The organism is Silicimonas lutimaris, assembly GCF_047314965.1.
GTDB lineage: Bacteria > Pseudomonadota > Alphaproteobacteria > Rhodobacterales > Rhodobacteraceae > JAVJUV01.
On the sequence record NZ_JBLBVK010000048.1, the window covers coordinates 107476 to 128148 of the forward strand.

Annotated in this window: 15 protein-coding genes and 1 tRNA gene; 4 read left to right on the top strand and 12 right to left on the bottom strand. The window is 58.9% G+C overall.

Translation table 11 applies throughout. The features are described 5' to 3' along the window. Nucleotides 1-2: 2 nt before the first annotated feature. From ACKLNI_RS10735 to ACKLNI_RS10770, 8 genes are all read right to left on the bottom strand, one after another. Nucleotides 3-1379, bottom strand: a complete 1377-nt coding sequence (locus ACKLNI_RS10735) for a KpsE/RkpR family capsule polysaccharide export protein (RefSeq protein WP_413719061.1) — start codon at nucleotides 1377-1379, stop codon at nucleotides 3-5. Then, nucleotides 1376-2065: an ATP-binding cassette domain-containing protein gene (locus ACKLNI_RS10740; RefSeq protein ID WP_413719062.1), complete on the bottom strand. Its 690-nt coding sequence runs from the start codon at nucleotides 2063-2065 to the stop codon at nucleotides 1376-1378. Before ACKLNI_RS10740 ends, ACKLNI_RS10735 begins: the two co-directional genes overlap by 4 nt. Next, nucleotides 2062-2808, bottom strand: a complete 747-nt coding sequence (locus ACKLNI_RS10745; RefSeq protein WP_413719063.1) for an ABC transporter permease — start codon at nucleotides 2806-2808, stop codon at nucleotides 2062-2064. Before ACKLNI_RS10745 ends, ACKLNI_RS10740 begins: the two co-directional genes overlap by 4 nt. A 51-nt stretch (nucleotides 2809-2859) precedes the next feature. After that, nucleotides 2860-3876, bottom strand: a complete 1017-nt coding sequence (locus ACKLNI_RS10750) for an SDR family NAD(P)-dependent oxidoreductase (RefSeq protein WP_413719064.1) — start codon at nucleotides 3874-3876, stop codon at nucleotides 2860-2862. Then, complete coding sequence (locus tag ACKLNI_RS10755) at nucleotides 3873-5822, bottom strand: glycosyltransferase (protein ID WP_413719065.1); 1950 nt, start codon at nucleotides 5820-5822, stop codon at nucleotides 3873-3875. Before ACKLNI_RS10755 ends, ACKLNI_RS10750 begins: the two co-directional genes overlap by 4 nt. A gap of 2 nt (nucleotides 5823-5824) precedes the next feature. Further along, nucleotides 5825-7858, bottom strand: coding sequence for a hypothetical protein (locus ACKLNI_RS10760; RefSeq protein WP_413719066.1), 2034 nt, complete (start codon nucleotides 7856-7858; stop codon nucleotides 5825-5827). A gap of 26 nt (nucleotides 7859-7884) precedes the next feature. After that, nucleotides 7885-9261, bottom strand: a complete 1377-nt coding sequence (locus ACKLNI_RS10765) for a nucleotide sugar dehydrogenase (RefSeq protein WP_413719067.1) — start codon at nucleotides 9259-9261, stop codon at nucleotides 7885-7887. Nucleotides 9262-9583: 322 nt separating this feature from the next. Then, a complete protein-coding gene (locus tag ACKLNI_RS10770) occupies nucleotides 9584-11356 on the bottom strand; it encodes a calcium-binding protein (RefSeq protein ID WP_413719068.1) in 1773 nt (590 codons plus the stop codon). A gap of 563 nt (nucleotides 11357-11919) precedes the next feature. Here ACKLNI_RS10770 and ACKLNI_RS10775 point away from each other — a divergent pair. Together ACKLNI_RS10775 and ACKLNI_RS10780 are read left to right on the top strand one after the other, a co-directional pair. Beyond that, a complete protein-coding gene (locus ACKLNI_RS10775; RefSeq protein ID WP_413719069.1) occupies nucleotides 11920-13593 on the top strand; it encodes a thiamine pyrophosphate-binding protein in 1674 nt (557 codons plus the stop codon). 68 nt (nucleotides 13594-13661) lie between these two features. After that, on the top strand, nucleotides 13662-15455 hold the full coding sequence (locus tag ACKLNI_RS10780) for a calcium-binding protein (protein ID WP_413719070.1): 1794 nt from the start codon (nucleotides 13662-13664) through the stop codon (nucleotides 15453-15455). A gap of 7 nt (nucleotides 15456-15462) precedes the next feature. On the opposite strand, the gene ACKLNI_RS10785 is transcribed toward ACKLNI_RS10780, so the two are convergent. Both ACKLNI_RS10785 and ACKLNI_RS10790 read right to left on the bottom strand, forming a co-directional pair. Further along, nucleotides 15463-17181 carry a M10 family metallopeptidase C-terminal domain-containing protein gene (locus ACKLNI_RS10785; RefSeq protein WP_413719071.1) on the bottom strand — a complete coding sequence of 573 codons (1719 nt, stop codon included), beginning with the start codon at nucleotides 17179-17181 and terminating at the stop codon, nucleotides 15463-15465. Nucleotides 17182-17256: 75 nt separating this feature from the next. Further along, nucleotides 17257-18288 (bottom strand): LacI family DNA-binding transcriptional regulator, encoded by a 1032-nt coding sequence (locus ACKLNI_RS10790; protein WP_413719072.1) that lies wholly within the window; start codon nucleotides 18286-18288, stop codon nucleotides 17257-17259. Between the two features lie 154 nt (nucleotides 18289-18442). Between ACKLNI_RS10790 and ACKLNI_RS10795 the strand changes: the two genes are divergently transcribed. Both ACKLNI_RS10795 and ACKLNI_RS10800 read left to right on the top strand, forming a co-directional pair. Then, nucleotides 18443-18518 (top strand) — tRNA-Arg (locus ACKLNI_RS10795). 80 nt (nucleotides 18519-18598) lie between these two features. After that, complete coding sequence (locus ACKLNI_RS10800) at nucleotides 18599-19072, top strand: phage regulatory CII family protein (RefSeq protein ID WP_413719073.1); 474 nt, start codon at nucleotides 18599-18601, stop codon at nucleotides 19070-19072. A gap of 597 nt (nucleotides 19073-19669) precedes the next feature. Here the strand turns inward: ACKLNI_RS10800 and ACKLNI_RS10805 are convergent. Further along, the gene (locus ACKLNI_RS10805) at nucleotides 19670-20374 is read right to left on the bottom strand and encodes a winged helix-turn-helix domain-containing protein (protein ID WP_413719074.1); all 705 of its coding nucleotides are present in this window, start codon (nucleotides 20372-20374) and stop codon (nucleotides 19670-19672) included. Beyond that, nucleotides 20346-20639 (bottom strand): hypothetical protein, encoded by a 294-nt coding sequence (locus ACKLNI_RS10810; RefSeq protein WP_413719075.1) that lies wholly within the window; start codon nucleotides 20637-20639, stop codon nucleotides 20346-20348. The genes ACKLNI_RS10805 and ACKLNI_RS10810 overlap by 29 nt, the downstream gene beginning before the upstream one ends. Nucleotides 20640-20673 lie beyond the last annotated feature (34 nt).

Consider the following 20673-nt stretch of genomic DNA (forward strand, 5'->3'; position numbering starts at 1 on the left):
CCCTACCTTGCCCTGTTCTCGCGCACGGCTGAAAAGACCGCGAAGATGGCAAGGCAGATGACGAAAACCAGGGCCAACACGCCGGGGATCTTTGGGTAGACTGCTGTTTCTGCTGTGCGCGGAGGCACGACGACCTGGAACAGGCTTCGGTTGAGCGCCGCTTCCTGAACGGTTGCCGCTTGTGCTTCGATCGCGGTTTTCACGGCCTCCCGCGCCATTTCGACATTCAGGCTCGCCAACTCGTATTCGATGAGAATGTTGTTGAGCGGAATGCCGGACGAGCCGCTTGTGGCAACAAGCTGGGACCGCTCTTCGGCGATCTGTGCTCGCAGGTTGGACTCCATTTCGATAAGGCTGTCGGTCCGGGCTTTGTTCCGGACTCCCGAGACTTCGGCCATCTGGATCTCGTTCTGAAGCTCCTGGGCCTGGTTTTCGAGATCCTTGATGCGGGCGTAGATGCCTTCAATCCGGAACCGGGGATCGACTTCCTGGTACTTCAATTGCAGCGCAACAAGCGCTGCCTGCGCCTCTGCGACCTGCTGCTCGGCATTTTCGCGCATTCTGGCCGCCAGCGTTTCGCGATTGTCGAACAGTTGCTCGCCAAGCTGCGAGACCTGAATCTCGGCATTGCGGAGAACCGCTTGCGAGATGGCGATCGCCTGTTCCTTGTCGGGCGCCCTGACATTCAGCTTCAGAAGGCCACTCTGGACGTCGATGGAGGATTCGACAAAACGGTCGAACTGCATGAGCTTGCTTTGCGACAAGATCGGGATCGTACGCAGGCGACGGATCGGATCAATGGCGCTGCCGCTGAATTCGGAAACGAGGCCAAGCTCGATCTCCAGCGAGTCCATCAGCGCCTGGCTTTTGATGTATTCATCCGCCCGGAAGACTTCAGTCAGATTGGACGGCCGTTCCATGCCGCCCAGGAGGCCGGTGCTGCCGTTCGATCCGGCGTCCGAGGATTTCGTGATCGCGATGACCGACTGAGCCTCGTAGAGAGGGGTTGCAAAGCCAAAAAGATAGATGGCCGCAGCCACGGTCGGGGCGATGACCATTCTGACGAATGGAGGAACGCGCATGACGCGTTCATATGCACTCCGAATAAGCCCAACGTAGTCCGATGGCGAAGCGTCGGGTTGTGTGACCGGTTCTTCGATTGGCTTGATCGGTTCAATCGTGTCGGTTGGCTTTGCGGTTCTCAGGAACATGGGTGCTGGCTTTTGTTCCACGACTTCAGGTTCAGCCACGCTTTCGACCGGGCTGTGCATGGTGCTTTGACGCGCGATCCGCGCCGCCTTGACGGTCCCGGCAAAGCGCCCTCGCTCCGATCGCCAGGCGGCGATCCTCGCCTCTTCAGGTGAGATTGCGTCTGTCATGTCAGCACCTCATTCGTGGCGGTGCCACGTTCCTGAGCGGCCATTTCAAGCATTTCCTGCGCGACATCCGGGTCCTCGCAGGGCATCAGGCGTTTGTTGATGAGAACAAAGAAGCGATCGCAATATGCCTTCAATACGCGAAGGTTTCTGGACAGGAATATCAGGCCGCCACTTGCAAGACGCTCGGAAAGCACCTCGTCGCATTTTGCGCGATCCCGAGGCTCGCCGATTGTGATCACCTCATCCGCTATCCACATCGACGGTTCCGGGTTCGCCAACGCGCAGGCATAGGCGAGCATTGCGCGCTGCGTCGGCGTCAGTTCAGACATTCTCTTGTTGCGAAGATTTTCAATCCCGCAGAACTCGATACAGAACTCCTCTACAGCAACAGACGAAATGCCCAGCATCCTCGAAAAGATGGCAAGGTTGTCCCGGACGCTGAGACTTGGATGAAGGAAGCCGGCGAAACCGATTGGCCAGCTGACCGGGCAGCCGGCATGTACCGTGCCGAAGTCGGGCTGCTCGATGCCGCAAAGCATCCGCGCGATGGTCGACTTGCCCGTTCCCGGTGCAGCCAGAATGCCGGTGCGTTCCCCCAGGCGGAAGGTTGCGGTCGCGTCCTCGAGAATGGGATCGCGTCGTGCGAAGCCGGGTTTCAGGATTGTCACATTATCGAGCGCGATCATAGTTTACCCCGCATGATCCGGTGACGTTTTGCGAAGCGTTCAAGGGGAATGGAGGCCAGGTAGAACCCAGCCGCAATCACAAACGGGTACCAGACGTCGGCGAAGTTGGACGTGAAGCCGAGGAAATACGCTTCGCGGATGATTTCGGTGACGTGAAGAAACGGGCTGAACCACAGGACATCCTGGATGCGGCCCGGGAGTTCGGCTGCAACATAGAATATGCCGGAAAGCCAGAAGAAGGGCCGCAGGATAAGCGGCACCATGCGCGCGAATGTATCGCTCAGTTGTCCGCCATAGGCGACGAACCGTCCGAACCCGCATCCCAGCATCCACGCCAGGCCGAGGCCGAACATGACGCCCGGCACGGATGAGGGAAGTCCGCTTCCGAAGATTACGGTGACGGCCCCGAAGATCAGGACGGCGGAGAGCATCAGGTTGAACCCTTCGAGCAGCATCGTCGCCCAGAGGATGTCGTCCTGCGTTACCGTGCGGAAATAGAGCATGTAGCGCTGCGCACTGAGCGTTCTGCTCATCGAGGTCACTGTCTGGCGGAAGAAGACGTACGGCAAAACACCGGTCGCCACGAAGATTTCCAGGCCGACATGGATCGGGGCTGTCCTGTCGAGTGCCCAGAAAAGGCCTACGATGAAGGCGATCCAGACACTTGGCGTGATGTAGGCCCAAAGATAGCCGAACAGCCCCCCCGCGAAGCGCGTTTTGCGCTCGCGATCGAGCAGGATCATGATTCTGTCGAATGCGCCGGGTGGTGATATGAGGGTTTGGGTGCTCATCGGTCAGACCTGATAATACTCGCGATACCAGTCGACGAATTTCCGGATTCCCGCTTCTACAGGCGTGTTCGGGCGATACCCGGTAAGCGCTTCGAGTAGGTCGGTGTTGGCCCATGTGGCCGGCACATCGCCCTTCTGCATTTCCATCATGTTCTTTTCGATGGGCTGGCCGAGAGCCTTCTCGATTTCGCGGATGAAGGTCATGAGCGGGACCGACTGCCCGTTTCCGATATTCACCACGCGGAAGGGCGCAACCGGGCTGAGGCTGTCACCTGGTATCTGTGTGTCCCGCGCGTTTGTACCTGGAGGAGCCTTGTCGATCAGCAGCCTGATCGAATGCACGAGATCGTCCACATAGGTGAAGTCGCGCGCCATTTCTCCATGGTTGTAGACGTCGATGGCTTCACCGGCGAGCGCTGCACGGACAAACTTGAAGAGAGCCAGATCGGGCCTGCCGTATGTACCGAAGACCGTGAAGAAGCGGAACATCGTCGTCGGGATGTTCCAGAGATGCGCATAGGAATGCGCCATCGCCTCGTTGGCTTTCTTTGTCGCGGCATAGAGTGTCAGGGGCAGGTCGGTGGCCTGCGTTTCGTCGAAAGGCATCTGCTTGTTGCCGCCATAGACCGATGATGTCGAAGCGATCAATAGATGGTCGATGCCTGCTTCCCGAGCCGTCTCCATCAGGTTGAAGGTGCCGGTCAGGTTGGTGTCGATATATGCCCGCGGGTTCTCGAGGCTGTAGCGGACGCCTGCTTGTGCCGCCAGATGAACGATCACGTCCGGGGTTGCCTCCTGAACGCATTCCGAAAGGAACCCGAAGTCTTCCAGCATGCCGATATGCGCCTGAAACCGGGGGTTCTGGCCGAGGATGGCATGGCGTTTCTTCTTGAGCGTCACGTCATAGTAATCGGTCAACCCGTCGAACCCCACGACCGAGAACCCTTCGTCGAGAAGGTGGCGGGCGAGGTGGAAGCCGATGAAACCGGCGGTTCCCGTGACAAAGACTTTCCGGGTCATATGGGCTGCTCGAAGTTGTTGAAAAGTTTTATTGTTCTGTCGAGGATCGTTCCGACCGAAAAGCGTTCGCGGGACTGAGATCTTGCGGCGGCACCAAGCCGCGCAAGTTTACCGTCGTCCGAAAGCAATTCGAGAAGGCGCGCGTCGAGTTCGGCTTCGGGCAACTCGGTCGCTGTCGAAAGCAGGATACCGGTTTCACCGTTGGTCACGACTTCGTCTGTCCCGCCGGCCGGGGTCGCAAGAACCGGAGTGCCGGCGATCTGAGATTCGATCAGAACGTTCGGCAGACCTTCCATTTCGGCCAGGTGCATCAGGATATCGGCGCGATGCATGTAGAAGCCGACATTGCTGCGGACACCGGCCAGGAAGACGCGATCCGTGAGGGAAAGGTCGTGTATCAACCGCTCGCAGGCCGAATTGAGGACACCGGTTCCCAGGATGACGAAACGCGTGTCGGGCTTGCTTTTCAGCGCGCGGGCGGCTGCCTCGATCCACTGAAGCGGTCGCTTGTTCGCGTCCATCCTGAAAACGCCAATGACCGTCTTCGTGCAGGTCTCTGATCGCGCGATCACCTCTGACCAGTATTCCCGGTCCGTATCGTCTCCCTCGGCCGTCAGGTCCGGGATCGCGTTCGGGATCACGATGACTTTGCCTGGCGGCAGCGAGAGCCATTCCTCGTAAGCGGTCGCGGCTTTCTGGCTGTTCGCCGTGAAGGTGACATGCGGCAGCTTGGCCAAGGCTGCGTAGAGGACCGGCATTTCGTCACGATAGAAATTCGGTCTCAGGTTCGGAGGAAGGCCCCGGAAAGACGTGACGATGCGGGGGACTCCTGCGAGCACGGCAGCGATTGCCGATTGCACGATACCGCCGTCCTGCCAGAGATAGGCGACATCGGTTCGGTGTTCCTCGAAAAGCCGGACCAGCTGGCAAGTGTGGCGTCTGATGTCGGGCGCCAGAAGCTCGATCAGTGCCTTCGCTTCATCGGACAACGACTCCAGATCTGCGGGCGAGGTCTCTGTCTCCTCCGTCATCACACGCGTCGGAACACCCGCTGCGGCAAGCATGGGAACATAGAAATCGCCGCCGGTGGCGGCATTCGTGTGTTTGACCCAGACCTCGGGCGCCGGGCTGGTTCTGGAGCCTTCGTCGAGGCGTTTCCTGAGCGCGCAGGCGATCCGGGTCATCTGGCGCTCAGCGCCGCCAGTGCCAAGCTGGCCCGAAAAGAGAACAACGCGATCCGCGCCCGTAAAGCGACGCGGCGGTGCGGCCTTCGCAAGAATATCGTTGATGATCGAGGGAGTGTCGATGCGGCCGTAGCGGTTCAGTGTCGCTGCGTTGCGTTCGACCTGTGCCAGAAGATCCTGCGATGCCTTGCCCATGCGGTCCCGGTACGAGACGGACTCCGCTACCTGTGCGGCGTCGAGGAAGCGGCACTGTTCGCTCAGGGCCTTGATATAGGCCATGCGGCTTCTGCGATCATCCGGGTGCAGGAAGAGGATTGTCTCCATGATCCGGTCGATTTCGTCCCAGGCCCGCAGCTCGCTGAGTCCGAGAATGGCCTGACAAGCCTGAGCCGGGTTATGCCACGACCGGGGGAACAGTTCCTTCAGGTGCGTAATTCCCGCCTCGACGCGTCCCTCGCGGCGATACCAGCGCATGAGCATACGCAGAGAGGTGGAATCCTTGGGGTACAGCCGTTGAAGGTCATGCCAAACTTCGCGCATGCCTGAGCCTGTACGCTGTTTTTCAAGCAGGAGGCCGCAGGCCACGGCGATGGCCCGGTCCGCCCGGTACTTGGACAGCAGCGGGCGCAGTTCGTCATAAAGATGCCGCGCCGTTCCCGCATCAGCGATCTTGCGGCTGCATTCGTAGACCTGTTCGGAGAAACCGTCAGGCAGCGGGGCCGCTTCGGGCGAGAAGTTCAGCTGGTCGGAAAGTGCCCGCATGGTTACGTCCCCGCCGGCTCGGCATTCAGCACCGCTTCGGCTTCAACCCTCAAATTCTGCGTCTTGCCGCAGGCCAGATCGATCACGCGGCGTGCGAATTCCATCGCTTGGCCCGTGTCGTTGGCCTTGAGGGCAGCACGCATGAGCAGAGCCCAGACCCCGATCCTTTCAGAGAGGAAGTCGGTCGCTATCGGTCCCAGTTTCAGAACCTCTTCGAACTCGCCCCGGTCAAAAAGCACGCGCGCGCGCCAGAGGTCGAACTCGGGAAGCGGCGTCGGAAGCAGATTTGCTTCGATCGCCAGAGATTCCAGCTGTTCGAGATCGCCATTGCGCCCCGCCTCGCGAACCCGCTCGACCAGTTCTACCCGAAAATCGCGCACCGCGTTGCGCAGCTCGGGATGGCGCGGGCACGCGTCGGTCAGCATGGTGAGCGCTTGAATACGTTCGGCCGTGTGTTCGAGTTCGCGGGCGCATGCGACCCAGTGGCCGATCAGGGAGACCAGTGCTTCGTCCCGGATGCGATCCTGCTCATGGAGTTCTCGCCATGTTCCGAGCACCCTGGCAGCCTGGTCGAGATCGCCGCGCTCGGAAAGGAAAGATGCGGCCTCGAGGATTTCGGACGCTGTCCAGTCCTGCGTGATTGCATGCCATGGAGCGGTTCCGTTCAACTCCATGAGCCGAAGCCGATCGGCAGCAGGCAAGCTCGAGAGAAGGTCGGCGGCTTGTTCTGAGGTCAGCACTGCAAGCAGGTTGAATTCCTCGGTCAGTGCAATGTCGACTATTAGGGCGCGTGCCCGCAGGAGCGCGCTGTTCTGGCAGAAAGCGGCGAGAGCGAACTCGAACGCGTCGTCGAACTCGCCCGCTTCGGTCGCCAGCAGCGCGATCTGGATCAGTTGTTTCGCAGGGAGGGACTGGAAGCCCTGGGGCGCGCTTGCCGCGAAATCCAAGGCAAGATCGAAAAGACCCAGGTTGCCCGCCTTTGTTACAAGTTCCGAGATCTCGTCGATTGAGAGGAGTTCCGGCTCTGTCGACAGAGCGGTTTCAAGAAAGGCTTTTCGTGCCTCGTCTCGCTTCTCCGATACGCCCGAGAGAAGCTCTCTCGTTGTTTCACACTGAGCTTGAAGAAGCTCAAGCCTTCCCAGCAAACGCTGATACTCGCCGCGCGACAGCGCCGCGTTGACCTGTGGCTTCAACAGTTCCTCTGCCGGAATGTCGCGGTTCTGGCTGATGTAGCTTACTGTCGAAGGCGCAACGAAGTGGTGCATCCATTCATCCATCAGCGCGTCGCTGAACGGAGCTGTGAAATGCGCAAGGCTGGTGCTTTCATCTTCGATCGCGGCGGACTGGCCGTGTTCTTCCATAAGGTCCGTCGGATCAAAGAAGTTCAGGCCTTGTGCCATGACTTCTTCGCGCACCAGTTTGATGAAGCTGGAGCGAGACCCGATGGTGATGCCGTCCGGCTTTCGCGCGTCGACATGAGAGATAAAGAGGACTTCGGGCAGAATACCATGAAGTTCCTGAATGTCGCGGCGCAGGCTCTCGCGGCAGGCAATCCTCAGGTGGATTCGACCCAGCGTTGCCGACTCGTCTTGCTGCTGCTCTGTTGCGGCCCATTCTCGTGCCAGGAAGTCGGGCAGCGCGTCGCGGTCATCTGAAGCGGCATGAGACCAGAACTCCTGGGCCCGGTTCCCATCCGAAAAGAACTCGTTGAATGCCAGCCTGAGATAGTTGAGCTGAATCGAAACGCCGTCGACGGTGATTTCCTTCGCCGAGGCAAGCTCGACGACGTAGAGATGCGACGGATCGTGACGCTGGGCTGAGATGGCTCCAAGGTCATGGGATCGGGAGATCAGCGGCCAGATATCGGCAGGGATTTCGATTTCGCCGCGCATGAAGCGCGCCAGTTGAACGGCCTCGGCAGGAGAATGGCAATAGCCATAACACCGGCTGAGGTTCAGCCGGAAGCCATGCCGCGATTGGCCGTTTTTCAAAGGTGTCGTGATCCGACAGGATCCGATAGGCGAAATTGTGAACATCTCTGTGAGCCCCCTCAACAGTGTTCCTAGAGTGACCAGTAGGTGAGAGCCTTTGCAGTTTCCGAATGGCGGTAGAAACCTTTCACATCCATCAGGATGCCACCGGACTTGATCCGGTTCAGGAAATGCGAGTCCTCGATGTATTTGCGATGCGGTGTCGACAGGATCATCATGTCGAGCCCGACGAAATCTTCCGTTTCACACAGTTCGAACCCAAGCGCTTTCGCTTCGGCGGGGTCGCAATGCGGATCGTGCACGAGGGGGGTCATGCCGTACCCGCGAAGGATTTCCACCAGTTCCAACGTTTTTGAGTTGCGAATGTCCGGTACGTCTTCCTTGAAGGTGATGCCGCAGATGCCGATGCGCATGTCGCGCACCGAACCGCCGCGCTCGATCATCAGGCGCAAGGCGGCATTTGCCACGTGGCGTACCATGCCATCGTTTGTGCGACGTCCGGCAAGAATGACCTGCGGATGATGGCCAACCTTTTCGGCCAGCATCGAAAGATAGTAGGGGTCCACCCCGATGCAGTGTCCTCCGACGAGACCCGGCGTAAAAGGAAGGAAGTTCCACTTGGTGGCGGCCGCGTCGATCACATCTCGAGTGTTGATGCCGATCTTGTCGCAGATCAGCGACATCTCGTTCATCAGAGCGATGTTGATGTCGCGTTGAGTATTCTCGAGCACTTTTGCAGCCTCGGCTACCTTGATGCTTTCGGCGGCATGAAGCCCGGCCGAGACGACGAGGTCGTAGACCGCGCTGACCCGCTCCAGTGTTTCGGGTGTGTCGCCGGAAACCACCTTGGTCACGTTTTCGATTGTATTGACCTTGTCGCCTGGATTGATCCGTTCGGGGCTATAGCCAAGCCCGAAATCGGCGCCGGCTTTCAGTCCGGAAATGCGTTCCAGAATGGGCGCGCAGAATTCCTCGGTTACACCAGGGTAAACGGTGGACTCGAAGACAACTACATTGCCTGGCTGAAGAACGGGCGCGATCGCTTCGCAAGCCGATTTCAGTGGGGAGAGATCCGGCTGGCGCGCGTCGTTGATAGGCGTTGGAACCGTGACGATATAGAAAGTGGCATCAGCGACAGCAGAAATATCGGTTGTAGCTACGAGACCGGACCGCTGCAGTGCGAGGTTTCCGATTTCGTGTGTCGCGTCGTAACCCTTGTTGATTTCAGCGACACGTTTTTGGGAGATGTCAAAGCCTACGACGCGCTCAAACTTGTTGGCGAGGTGCACGGCCAAGGGCAGGCCTACGTATCCCAGACCGACCAGCGCGATGTCTTCGAAGGTTGCCTTCCTTCTTGGCCGTCGCGAGACTTTCCGGGATTGTTTCTCTGCACGTCTGACCTCAATCGCGTTGGCGAGGCCATGATCGTTTAGAGTATGCGTGGACATCTGTCCCTCCACTAAGCAGCAAACTTAAGGAAGGGTTAACGGTCGATTGTGGCCCAAATGTGCACAAATAAAGATTTCTGGCGCGACTTGAGAGAAGTGCCGAATCCCCGGGAAATCCTTGAAATTCACCGGCGAGCCGGCTCAGGTGACCTCTTCGGCATGTTCTGGTCAAACATGGCCCGAAATCTCCTCACAATTCGCGGCTTTTCCCGGTTTGCCATCGACACTTTCTGTCGAGAGTCGCTTTGATTCGAGGGAGATGACTGAAGTGACTTGAAAGGGACCGAACGAGCAGCGCTGCGTCCGGCCCCTGGATTCTTCCTCAGAAGATGAAGATGTCGGTTGCCTCGAGATCCGGCGTGGATGTCAGGCTGGCGAAGAGCATCGCTTCCCCGGTGCCGTTTCCGTCTTCGTCGAAGTAGAGATTTCCGTTGCCGGTGTCGTAGATGATCCGCTGATCGGCGGTATCCGCGATCCCGCCTGCCGCGACGTGGAACGCGCTTGCACTCAACGCACCTTGAACAAGCCCGGTAAAGATTTCACCTGCGAGCATGAGCATGTCGATGCCGGCTTCGAAGTCGAGAATGCGATCCACATTCGATGCCGCAAGCGCTGTGTCGAAGACGAACTGGTCGGCACCTGCACCGCCAAGAAGCGCGTCTTTCGCATCGCCGCCGTTGAGAATGTCGTCGCCGGCGTACCCATTGAGGATGTTGCGACCTGCGTCGCCGGTGATGATGTCGTTGGAGTTCGTGCCAAGGACGTTCTCGAAGCCGGAAATGACATCCCCTTCCGCGTCGCCGCCGGAGGCCGACTGGAAGCCAGACGCATCGGCATTGAGATCGATCACGATTCCGTCCGCAGAGTCGGTATATTGCAACGTGTCCACGTCCGCCCCGCCATCGAGGGTATCGGCGCCTTCGCCGCCACGGATTGAGTCGCGTCCGGCACCACCGGAGATCATGTCGTCTCCACCGAAACCGATGAGGTAGTTCGCGGCGTCATCGCCCGTAATGATGTCGCCGTGATCCGAGCCCTGGACGTTCTCGAAGCCGCTGATCACGTCGCCATCGGCATCGCCACCGGACACTTGCTCGGAAACGGAGAGATCGACTGTGACGCCTTCCACGGACTCGACATACCGAAGCCAGTCGATGCCCTCGCCGCCGTCCATCGTGTCGGCACCTTCGCCGCCGCGAATGACGTCATCTCCGCCGCCGCCATTGATGATATCGTCGCCATCGTAGCCGAACAGGATGTTCCGACCGTCGTCTCCGGTGATTGTGTCCGCAAAATCAGAGCCATAGACGTGCTCGAAGTTCACGATCGTGTCGCCTTCAGCATGGCCGCCGGAGGCCTGCTGCGTTCCGTTCGCGCCAAGGTTGAGGTCGATCTGCACGCCTGCATTCGAACCCAGGTATTGAATTACGTCTTCGTCGGCGCCACCGTCGAGACTATCGGCGCCTGCGCCGCCAATGATGGTGTCCTTTCCGTCGTCACCTTGAATGGTGTCGTCGCCCGCATTGCCGATGAGCAGATCGTTGCTCCCAAGACCGATCAGAATGTCGCGGCCATCGTCGCCGGTCAGCACATCGTCTTGCGGTGTGCCGATCTGTTCGTCGGGCGCTTCCTCGATCAGGATCGTCGTGCTGGTGACGGTTGAAGAAACCTGATCCTCGATCACGTTGATGTTCAGGTCCCTTTTGCCAAAGTCGTTGGCTGCGCCAGTGTAAAGGATCGCCTGTGTGTTCTCGAGGAAGTTCTTTATGTGCGGCAGTTTACCGATCAGTTGGATAGCACCGGATCCGTTGCCGATCACCTGTACCTTGTCGGTCGAGAGTGCCTCGAAGGTTCCCGCGCTTGCCGCGAACTCGACAACGATGTTCTTGTTGCCCTGCGCCTTGGCCTTCCATTCGACCGAAGAGAGGTCAAGAGCACTTGGCGCATCTTCAACAACAACCAGTTGATTTGGCAGGTTGGAAAGATCAACCGGCGAGTTTTTCGCCGCCTCGGAAATGATTTGTCCCGGTGGAACGTCGGAATCCTGGTTGAAAGTCTCAGGAAAGCTGAAATTCGGATTATTGAATGGCGGCATGACTTTTACTTCCCAACTCACTCAAGAATGCAGCGACAGCTAAGGCTTCTGTCTTGCATCCCTCGTCTTCAATGTCCGCGAATTCACACGGCAGCTTGCACTTCTCGGTACATCCCAGCAGCGGGCGACCTTCTCAGGGAGCGGGTATTAAGGTTAACGGCGGTTACAGGATGGCGAGGCTGGGACAAATATGTGGCGTCGGCTTCCTGAGGCGGATTTCCAGATTTTCGGGGTGCGGGTTAGGGGGATTTTCCAGGCTCTGAAGAAGAGATTTGGAGATTTGAAAATTTATTTAAAAACATGTAATTAACGGAAATTATAAGACGTGGACTAGCGGCGACTTCGGAGCTGGCGCCAATCTCGCAACTCTCAACGGAGTGTTTCTGTATCGGCAACCAATCACGCACGAACTGCCGGGTTAGTTTTGAATTTGGGGCGAACAATCCGGCGTCCGGAGCGTAGGACCCCGATATTCCCGGGGATAATACCCATTCTTTCCGCCTCACCTTGATTTCGTTCGATGCGGCAGCCTATGCATTTCAAAACTGGGGGATGGAGCGCTCATGGGCAAAAAACACGGTGGACACCTACTGGTCGAATGCCTCCGGGCTCTGGGGGCGAAAAAGGGCTTCGGCGTGCCGGGCGAAAGCTATCTGGCGGTGCTGGATGGTCTTTATGACACCAAGGGTGAACTGGACCTTGTCCTTTGCAGGAACGAGGGCGGTGCCGCGTTCATGGCTGCAGCTTATGGCAAGCTGACTGGGCAGCCGGGCCTATGTTTCGTCACACGTGGGCCGGGAGCCACAAATGCCTCGATCGGCGTGCACACGGCAATGCAGGACAGCTCTCCCATGATCCTGTTTGTCGGCCAGATCGACACGGCGACACGCGAGCGCGAGGCGTTTCAGGAGGTCGATTACCGTGCCTTCTTTGGTCCGATCGCAAAATGGGCGACAGAGATCGATCATGTCGACCGCATCCCCGAGATTCTCTCGCGGGCCTGGACGACGGCGATCAGCGGGCGGCCCGGCCCCGTTGTTGTTGCCTTGCCAGAGGATATGCTGGCCAGTATGCCAAGTGTTCCGGCGCTTTCCCGGGCCGTTACCGTAACACCACCCGCTGCATCGGCAGAGACGCTTCTGGACGTCCGGAATGCTCTCGCCGCGGCGCGCCGGCCTGTAATCCTGATGGGTGGTGGGGGCTGGACGGCAGAGGGTTCCGCAACTTTGAAATCCTTTGCCGAAGCTTCGGACATCCCAGTGATTGTCGCGTTCCGGTATCTGGATCGATACGACAATCACTCGCCTACCTATGCGGGTGACGCAGGCGTGGGGATGCTGCCTGCCATACGCGAGACCTTGACCCGGTCCGATCTGATCCTTGCCCTTGGTGTACGCTTTGGTGAAATGACGACGGGTGCCTATACCCTTTTCGATCTTCCCGACATGGCGCAAACCCTGATTCATGTGCATGGCTCCGACCGTGAGCTCGGGAAGATCTATCAGCCCGACATCGCCGTGCACGCATCGGCCGACGGGTTCGCACGCGCGCTTGCGGCTCAGCCCGTGAAAGGCGACTGGGCCGAGTGGCGCAAGACTGCGCGGGAAGGCTACGAAGCGACGTTCGATCTTCCGGAACAACCGGGGCCGGTCGACATGTCCAAGGTCATCGCCTATCTGCGCGAGCATCTGCCGGAGGATGCCATCCTGACAAACGGCGCTGGCAACTTCGCCATCTGGCCGAACAAGTACTTCCGCTTTGGCCCGGGGCAGCGCCTTTTGGCACCGCAATCGGGTGCAATGGGCTATGGGCTGCCCGCGGCGATTGCCGCCAAGGTCGCGCATCCGGAACGGCCAGTCGTTTGCATTGCCGGTGACGGCGATTTTCAGATGAACGCGGTCGAACTTGGGACCGCCATGCAGATCGGAGCGACGCCGGTCGTGCTGATCCTGAATAACGGGACATACGGGACGATCCGTATGCATCAGGAACGCCATTTTCCGGAACGCGTGTCGGGAACGGACCTGGTCAACCCGGACTTCGCCGCACTTGCCAGCGCTTACGGGTTTCATGGAGAGCGGGTCGAGCGAACCGAGGATTTTGCCGCCGCCTTCGAGCGGGCGATGGCATCACCGACCGGAGCCGTTCTGGACCTGGTGATCGCCATCGAGGCTTTGACGCCTCGGCAGACATTGAGCCAGATCCGGCAAATCGGAAAAGCGGAAACCAAGTCTTAACTCTAATTTCGGATTTCTCTTCCCGTTCGATGCGACCGGTTGCCGGTCAGCGAAAAGCGGGGCGTGACATGCCAGTCTTCACGGTCGAGGATGTGCTGACAGGCGGGCAGCTTGGGTTGACGTTCGGTCTTTCCGATTTGCTTGTTCTCGAATTTGGAGACCGGCGGGTCCTTTATGCTCTCGGCCGAAACGATATGACCTTGGTCGAGGTCGATATCGGCGGCGATGGAACGCTTTCTTTCGCAGGCAGCCTTGCCTTGTCTGGCAGCTTCGTTGCTGGCAGCACGCCGGAACTTGGCAAGGCGTCATATGCAAATGGCGCGGACACTTTGGTTTTGTCAGGCCTGCCGTTGTCGTCGGGGCAGACGGTTGCGCTTTCCGGGTCCGGCGCGCTTGGCCTCCAGGGTCCGCTTGCCGCTGCAGATGTGCTTGTCGCGCCGCTGTCGCTTGTGATCGACGGCGTTCCCGTTCTTGTAACCGGGCGGCAGGGGGCAGGTGGACTGGACCTTCTGACAGATGCCGGATCCGGTTTCGGCTTTGCCGCTTCGTTCAGCGACACAGTCGACAGATACCTCGCGGATGTCTCTGCAAGTGTGGGCTTCGAGGTCTTCGGAACTCAGTTCGTAGCAACGACTTCAGCCCTGGAAGACGGAGTGAACCTCGTTGAAGTGTCGGTCGGGAGTTTGAGCCAGAGCGACGCGATTGGCGTTGTCGAGGGGCTGCCGATCAATACGCCTACGGCCGTTGATGTCGTTCAGCGGCTGGATGAAACGCTGCTTGTCATTGGTTCCTTTGGTACGTCCTCGATATCCGTTGTCCGGGTGGATGACGAAGGGCAGATGCAGATTGCGGATCATATCCTGGATTCGACGACTACCCATTTTCAGGCGCTCAGCGCGCTGGCGACGATCGATCATGGCGATTTCGCTTTCGCAGCAGCAGGTGGAGCGGACGGTGGCGTCTCTCTTTTTACCGTGTTGCCGGGCGGGCGGCTGGTGCATGTAGCCAGCCTCGCCGATAATGCGGCGACCACGTTGTATCGTGTCAGCGACATCGAGCTCGCCATTTCGGGTGACCGGCTGGATCTTCTGGTGTCATCGCTCTGGGAGCCGGGGCTGACACGTATCGGCTATGACCTGTCCACGCTGGGGTCGGTTCTGATCGTGGAGAGCGGGGGCGGCACCGTCACCGGGTCCTCAGGGGATGACCAGCTTGCGGGCTCCAGCATGGATGACACCCTGCTCGGGGCTGCAGGCGATGATACGATCGCCGACGGTGCGGGCGAGGACTTGATGAGCGGCGGGCCGGGGGCAGATTTGTTCGTTCTGCATCCTGACGGGCAGCAGGATTTCATTTCGGATTATGATCGGTTTGAGGACAGGCTTGATCTGTCGGCATGGGATTTTCTGTATGACGTCAGTCAGCTTTCCGTCGCCCCCACGGCAAATGGCGCGTTGGTCAGCCACGGCGCGGAGACGTTGGTGATCAGCACCGCCGACGGTGCCACCCTGACCGCCGGAGACTTCTCGAATGCCACGATCCTGAATGTGGATCGACCGCCCCTTGTGCCATTCGCGCAAAGCCTTGTCGGTGGCATCGAGGCGGACACCCTTAATGGCGCTGCGGGAGACGACACGATCTCGGGAGGCGGCGGCGGCGACGTGTTGACCGGTCAGGGTGGCAACGACACGATGATCGGGGGAGCTGGCAACGATACACTTGATGGCGGATCCGGTCAGGACACCCTGTCGGGTGAGACCGGTGAAGATTTGCTTGTGGGGGGAAGCGGCGACGACTTGCTGGTCGGAGGCGGCGGCGACGATATCCTCTATGGTGACGATTACGCCTGCATGGGGGCATGAAGAGTTGTCAGGCGATTGCAATATCGTCGAGAATATCCAGCCAGACGGCGATAAGATCGCCGTCGTCCAGCAAGTCCTGCGCATCGGCGCGAGGTGTCCAGTCGGGGTAGATGAGGATCAGCATCGACAGCGTCACGTCGCCACCGATCAGCAGATCGGCCCCCGCATCGCCCGAGATCAGATTGTCGCCTGTTCCGCCCTCGATCAGGTCGAATCCGTCGGAACCGCTCAGGCTGTCCAGGCCTGATCCGCCCCGAATAGCGTCGTTGCCGGCACCACCGTCAACGGAATCGTTGCCGAATCCGGCAGAGAGGCCATTGTCGGCATCGTTTCCGGTGATCGTGTCATTTCCGCCCCCCGTCAGGCCGTTTTCGATAACTGTGCCACGCGCGATACCGATATTGCCGTCCAGCCCGGCGAGATCCGAATAGGTCTCCTGTCGAAGGTCCAGTCGCTGATGCGCGGTGTATTCGGAGAAGTCGAACGTATCGGTGCCGCCGGAGTCGAAGACGGTGTAGGTAACAGGATTGGACAGTCCGAGCGCGGCATCGAGATAGGTGCCCGTATTCGAACCGTTGCCATAGGTCGTGTTTCCGGGATTTGTCTCGGGCGCGCCGTAGAAGTTCTGAATTGCGATGATGTCCGCCATCATGGGCGTGACGGCATAGGCAAAACTGGCATCCAGCCAGTTGTTCGCGGATTGGTGGAAATAGGACATCACGCTCGCTTGCCAGCTGTCATTCAGATAGAGCGCGTCCGTGCCGTAGCTGGCCGAGTTGTTGTAGTTTCCGGCATGGCCAAGGCCGAGGGCATGCCCGATCTCGTGCAGGTAGGTCTGAAAGAAATAGCCGTCTGTCCGGGCCGAACCACCCGCCCAGTTCGAATTGATGTTCACGAAGGAGCTCTGGATCACGCCGTTGACGATCGACGATGTCGCGAAGGCACCAGCTTGTTCATCGTCGAAGACGATGTCGACGGTTGCCGACGTCTCTCTCACTGATACGCGGTAGTCGCCGGGGCTGCTGTCTGCAAACGAGCCGGCGCGAATATAGTAGGTGCCCGTTGCCGTCGCCTGGTAGATGATCGCGCTGTCGTTGTCCAAGGCGTCGTCGTTCTGGGTTATGACGGTGCCGAAGCCATTCAGAAGCCACAGATAAGGGTCGGCGGTGGCGTTGCCGCCCGACGGATCGCCGGACAAGTGGATCTCGACGGTCTGCCCCGCGGTAAGGAAGATTCCGATGGCGTCCCGATCTCCACCCGGCGCAAGTGTTCCTGTGAAATCGTCGCCAACCGACATGGCATAGACGGTTGTGACGCCTTCGGCAGCGTCGGTGCCTTCGGACCATGTGGTGTTGGGTGGGCTGCTGGAGTCGATCTCGACAAAGGTCAGCCCGGTGACTAACGACCACGCATCGAGAGCCTGCCGTGCCATCGCCTGTCCGTTGATGGTCAGAGCGGTCACATCGACAAAAAGCGTCTTGCTGGCGGAGGTATCGAAAGCCCGCGATCCACTGCCGAGGTGGTTCCAGAATCCCTCGGTGAGCTGTGTCGCGATCTGATCGTAGGAATACGCCGTCGTCGCTGCCGAGACCGAAGTTCCCGTGGCTTCGGTTTTCCCGACCAACGCATAAGCGCAGTCATCGGCCCACGGCTGAAAGGTTTGGCACATCAGGCACATGGCGGCTCGCTCCACTGTGAAGGCGAAGGCAGAGCGCAGAAGGAACATGCCATCCCATCGCGTCCGCGAGATCTGGTGCGGAAGCTAGCCGGATTTCCTTTCCAAGAGGTAACCTGCAGTCAGTTAGCGACGTTTCAGCGTCTGGCCGTACTGAAGTTTGGGCGTGAGTTCGATCCGCTGTCCGCCTTCCAGTGTGCCGTCGGTACAGCCTGCGATGATCCTGGCGGCCTCGCGTCCGATCTGCCTGCGTCCCGCGTCCATCGTGGCCAGCTTTTTGGGCAGCCCGTCGAGCAACTCGACTCCATTGAATCCCGCCAGACCGATCTGCCCCGGAACGTCGATGCCCTTTTCGAGGAGATAGAGAAGTCCACCGGCTCCGATCATGTCGTTCGAATAGTAAAGGAAATCGATCTCTGGTGACCGTTCAAGAATCCGCTCGGTCATCTCGCGGCCTTTCACGAGGCTGGAGCCGCCCGAGTAGAACTCCTGGTCCATGATCTCGATGCCTTCCTTCGCCAGCGCCTCGGTGAAGCCTTCGAAGCGCTTCCGCGCCCGGTGGTCCAGCGGCATCTTGCTGCCAAGGAAACCGATATTCCTGTAGCCGTGCTTGACGATGGCGCGTGCCATCTCGCGTCCGGCGCGCCTGTGGCTGATACCGACGACCGAGTCGATCGGTTCGCCGTCGGTGTCCATGATCTCGACAACGGGAATGCCTGCCGCCGCCAGCATGGCGCGGGAGGCATCCGAATGTTCCAGGCCCGCAAGGATGACGCCCGACGGCCGCCAGGACAGCATCTCGAACAGAACGGTTTCTTCCCGTTCGTGCAGGTAGTTCGTGACGCCGACGACCGGCTGAAGCGGAGTTTCGTCAAGAACCTCGGAGATGCCGGACAGGACCTCGGGGAAGACCATGTTCGACAAGCTGGGAATGATGACCGCCACAAGGTTTACTCGGCTGGAGGCAAGCGCGCCGGCGATCTTGTTTGGCACATAGCCAAGCGCCTTGGCGGCTTTTAGAACTTTTTCTCGAGTCGCCTCGGATACGTCACCGCGGTTTCTGAGCACCCGGCTGACCGTCATCTCCGATACGCCCGACTCGATCGACACGTCTTTCAGGGTCAGAGGTCTGCGCGGTAATTTGATGTCATCGGACATTGGTATGACTTTCTTGTCGTCCATCGCTTATCCCACGCGCCCTTTTGGCTTGTCTACTTTCCGGTATGGACAGGTTATCGCTAACGCACAAGGTTGCAACACCTTGCGGTCGGAGGCTTGATCCAAATGCGATTACGGGACAGAAGGGGCCTGTGGCCCCGTAGCTCAGAGGATAGAGCAACCGCCTCCTAAGCGGTAGGTCGAAGGTTCGACTCCTTCCGGGGCCGCCAAATAAATCCTTTCAATAGCTGCATGATTTGGTATCTCCCCTCGGCAGGGGTATTTGGACTGGGTCGTAAGAGGGACACTCATGAACGAGGATGCGCGTACGCGCAGGGCTCGTGGTGATTATTTGAAACGCCATACCGAAGCCCTGATCAAATCACTTGGATATGCACGGGCCTGTGAAGTTTCCGGGAGATCGAAAGCAACGCTGGGACGTTACGCGTCGATGATGGAAGAGGACACCGACAGGTTCATTCCTGTCAACCTTGCTGTCGAACTGGAGGCAATTGCGGGTACGCCGCTTGTCACAAAGGCAATGGCGGAATTGCAGGGCTTCCACGTCGAATCCGGCGACACCACGAATGATCGGCCCGGTGGGCTGAATTCTGACGTTATCGCGCTGTCCCAAAGGTTTGCGACGCTGATGGCGGAGTACAATCACTCCATTGCGGATGGCGTGATTTCGCTGAACGAGGCCAAACGGCTTCTGGATGAGACCAATGCGCTTCAGCAGGTTCTGATCGAGATGAAGCTGCATCTTCAGGACCAACAGGTTTGATGGGTTCCGCAACAGCAGGATCGCCTATTCCCGGCGATACAGGGTCAACATGCGTGAAATCGATCAAGACCAAGTCTTGAGAACACAAGAACTCCGGTAGAAGCGGCATCGGGTTATATGACGAATTCCGGGTCGAGGGTATCGACAATGAAAAGAACAAGGGTTGTTCCGAGTTCGTTCGTCGATCCGGATCGCCTTAAAGGATGTCAGAATCGAATTAGCATTCCCTCATCGCGAAATTCGATACCGCGAGGGATGTTGGCCCACTCGATCAAAAAGGGCTGGATGAGGGTTCCAGCCCGTATCAATTTGATCCGCTTCCCAGAAGCGTAAGGCACGCACCGCTCAAGAACACACCTCTGCCCCCTCTTTTGTACTGACTAACCGCCTACTCCGGGTTCAACGGCGAGGTATGCCGTGGACACCCAGACAATCGAACACACTGGAAATCTCCCGGCCGGATGCAGGGGTAGCCGTACCCGACCGGGAGCACCACCAGGAGCGGGGATGTCAGCTCCCGGCGGCATGTTTACCTTACGGAATCAGAGTGTCTCATAAAATGGGAAAAAGTGAGTTAACGTCTCAAATTTCGAGTTTTCACTCGACGCGAATGGCGCGCTGGTCGATGGCGAGTACATATCCCTGGCGCGCCACCGTCTTGATCAGAAGCTCCGCCATCATCTGGTTGCCCAAGGCATCCCGGAGGCGTTTGATTCGCGTCGCGCCTGCGGCTTCTTCGCAGTCCTCGGGCTTGCGGCCCGAAATCATCGCCTCGATCTCGGCACCGGACAGAACGTCGCCGTCCATCCGGGCTTCGGCCAGAACGGACAGGGTTTCGATTGCCGCGCCCGTGAGGCTGAATTCCATATCGTTAAGGGTGACGAGATTCTCTTCGCGGTTGATCTTAAGGGAAGATACCTGAATGCCCTGCCGCTCGATCGCGCCGATCCTGCGGTTCAGAAGGATGATCGTCACCACGAAGACAAGACAGGCCACAAGCAAACCGGTGGCGAACAGCATCAGGACAAAGATAACCAACCGGTAGCCGGACAGAACTTCGGAAAAGGCTGTGCCCGACTGGGCGAGGATCTCCAGAAGCTTGATCTCGGCGGCGCTCGTCAGGTCGGTATTTTCGACGAACAGTTGCTCGACGCGGGCATTGAACGCATTGGCGTCGGGGAGGTTCAGGAACAGGAACGCCCCCGCCGCGCCGAGGATCAGTACGACGGCGACGATACCCAGCAGAACGACGCGCGCGCCGGCGGCGCGCACTTCAGAAGCGGAGGAAGTATTGGCCTGCATCGGATTTCCTCTTCTCAAGTCCGCTGTCGTCGAAGACCGACTGTACCTGGAGCAACTGCCAGCCCGCGGAGGCAAGCCGACTGGCGACAGTTGCCTTCACGCCTTCTGACATGGCGCATGGGTTCGTGTCGATCCGCATGACGCCATAGTGAAGTCGGAGCGGATTGTCCTGCTTGGCCTTGTAGTCTGCGTAGCAGGCCGCAAGAGCCGGCTCGCCCGCAGCGAGGGACGCAAGAAATACTGTGAGAAGAGCGATGCGTTTCATGGAAGTTACCCTGCGAGCGAAGTTTTCGAAAATC

Bases quoted from the DNA above. Each gene is read 5' to 3' on its own strand.
- ACKLNI_RS10785 (WP_413719071.1), bottom strand. From the start codon at position 17,181: ATGTTCCTTCTGCGCTCTGCCTTCGCCTTCACAGTGGAGCGAGCCGCC.
- ACKLNI_RS10790 (WP_413719072.1), bottom strand. From the start codon at position 18,288: ATGTCCGATGACATCAAATTACCGCGCAGACCTCTGACCCTGAAAGAC.
- ACKLNI_RS10810 (WP_413719075.1), bottom strand. From the start codon at position 20,639: ATGAAACGCATCGCTCTTCTCACAGTATTTCTTGCGTCCCTCGCTGCG.
- ACKLNI_RS10735 (WP_413719061.1), bottom strand. From the start codon at position 1,379: ATGACAGACGCAATCTCACCTGAAGAGGCGAGGATCGCCGCCTGGCGA.
- ACKLNI_RS10745 (WP_413719063.1), bottom strand. From the start codon at position 2,808: ATGATCCTGCTCGATCGCGAGCGCAAAACGCGCTTCGCGGGGGGGCTG.
- ACKLNI_RS10800 (WP_413719073.1), top strand. From the start codon at position 18,599: ATGAACGAGGATGCGCGTACGCGCAGGGCTCGTGGTGATTATTTGAAA.
- ACKLNI_RS10755 (WP_413719065.1), bottom strand. From the start codon at position 5,822: ATGCGGGCACTTTCCGACCAGCTGAACTTCTCGCCCGAAGCGGCCCCG.
- ACKLNI_RS10770 (WP_413719068.1), bottom strand. From the start codon at position 11,356: ATGCCGCCATTCAATAATCCGAATTTCAGCTTTCCTGAGACTTTCAAC.
- ACKLNI_RS10775 (WP_413719069.1), top strand. From the start codon at position 11,920: ATGGGCAAAAAACACGGTGGACACCTACTGGTCGAATGCCTCCGGGCT.
- ACKLNI_RS10740 (WP_413719062.1), bottom strand. From the start codon at position 2,065: ATGATCGCGCTCGATAATGTGACAATCCTGAAACCCGGCTTCGCACGA.
- ACKLNI_RS10750 (WP_413719064.1), bottom strand. From the start codon at position 3,876: ATGACCCGGAAAGTCTTTGTCACGGGAACCGCCGGTTTCATCGGCTTC.
- ACKLNI_RS10760 (WP_413719066.1), bottom strand. From the start codon at position 7,858: ATGTTCACAATTTCGCCTATCGGATCCTGTCGGATCACGACACCTTTG.
- ACKLNI_RS10780 (WP_413719070.1), top strand. From the start codon at position 13,662: ATGCCAGTCTTCACGGTCGAGGATGTGCTGACAGGCGGGCAGCTTGGG.
- ACKLNI_RS10765 (WP_413719067.1), bottom strand. From the start codon at position 9,261: ATGTCCACGCATACTCTAAACGATCATGGCCTCGCCAACGCGATTGAG.
- ACKLNI_RS10805 (WP_413719074.1), bottom strand. From the start codon at position 20,374: ATGCAGGCCAATACTTCCTCCGCTTCTGAAGTGCGCGCCGCCGGCGCG.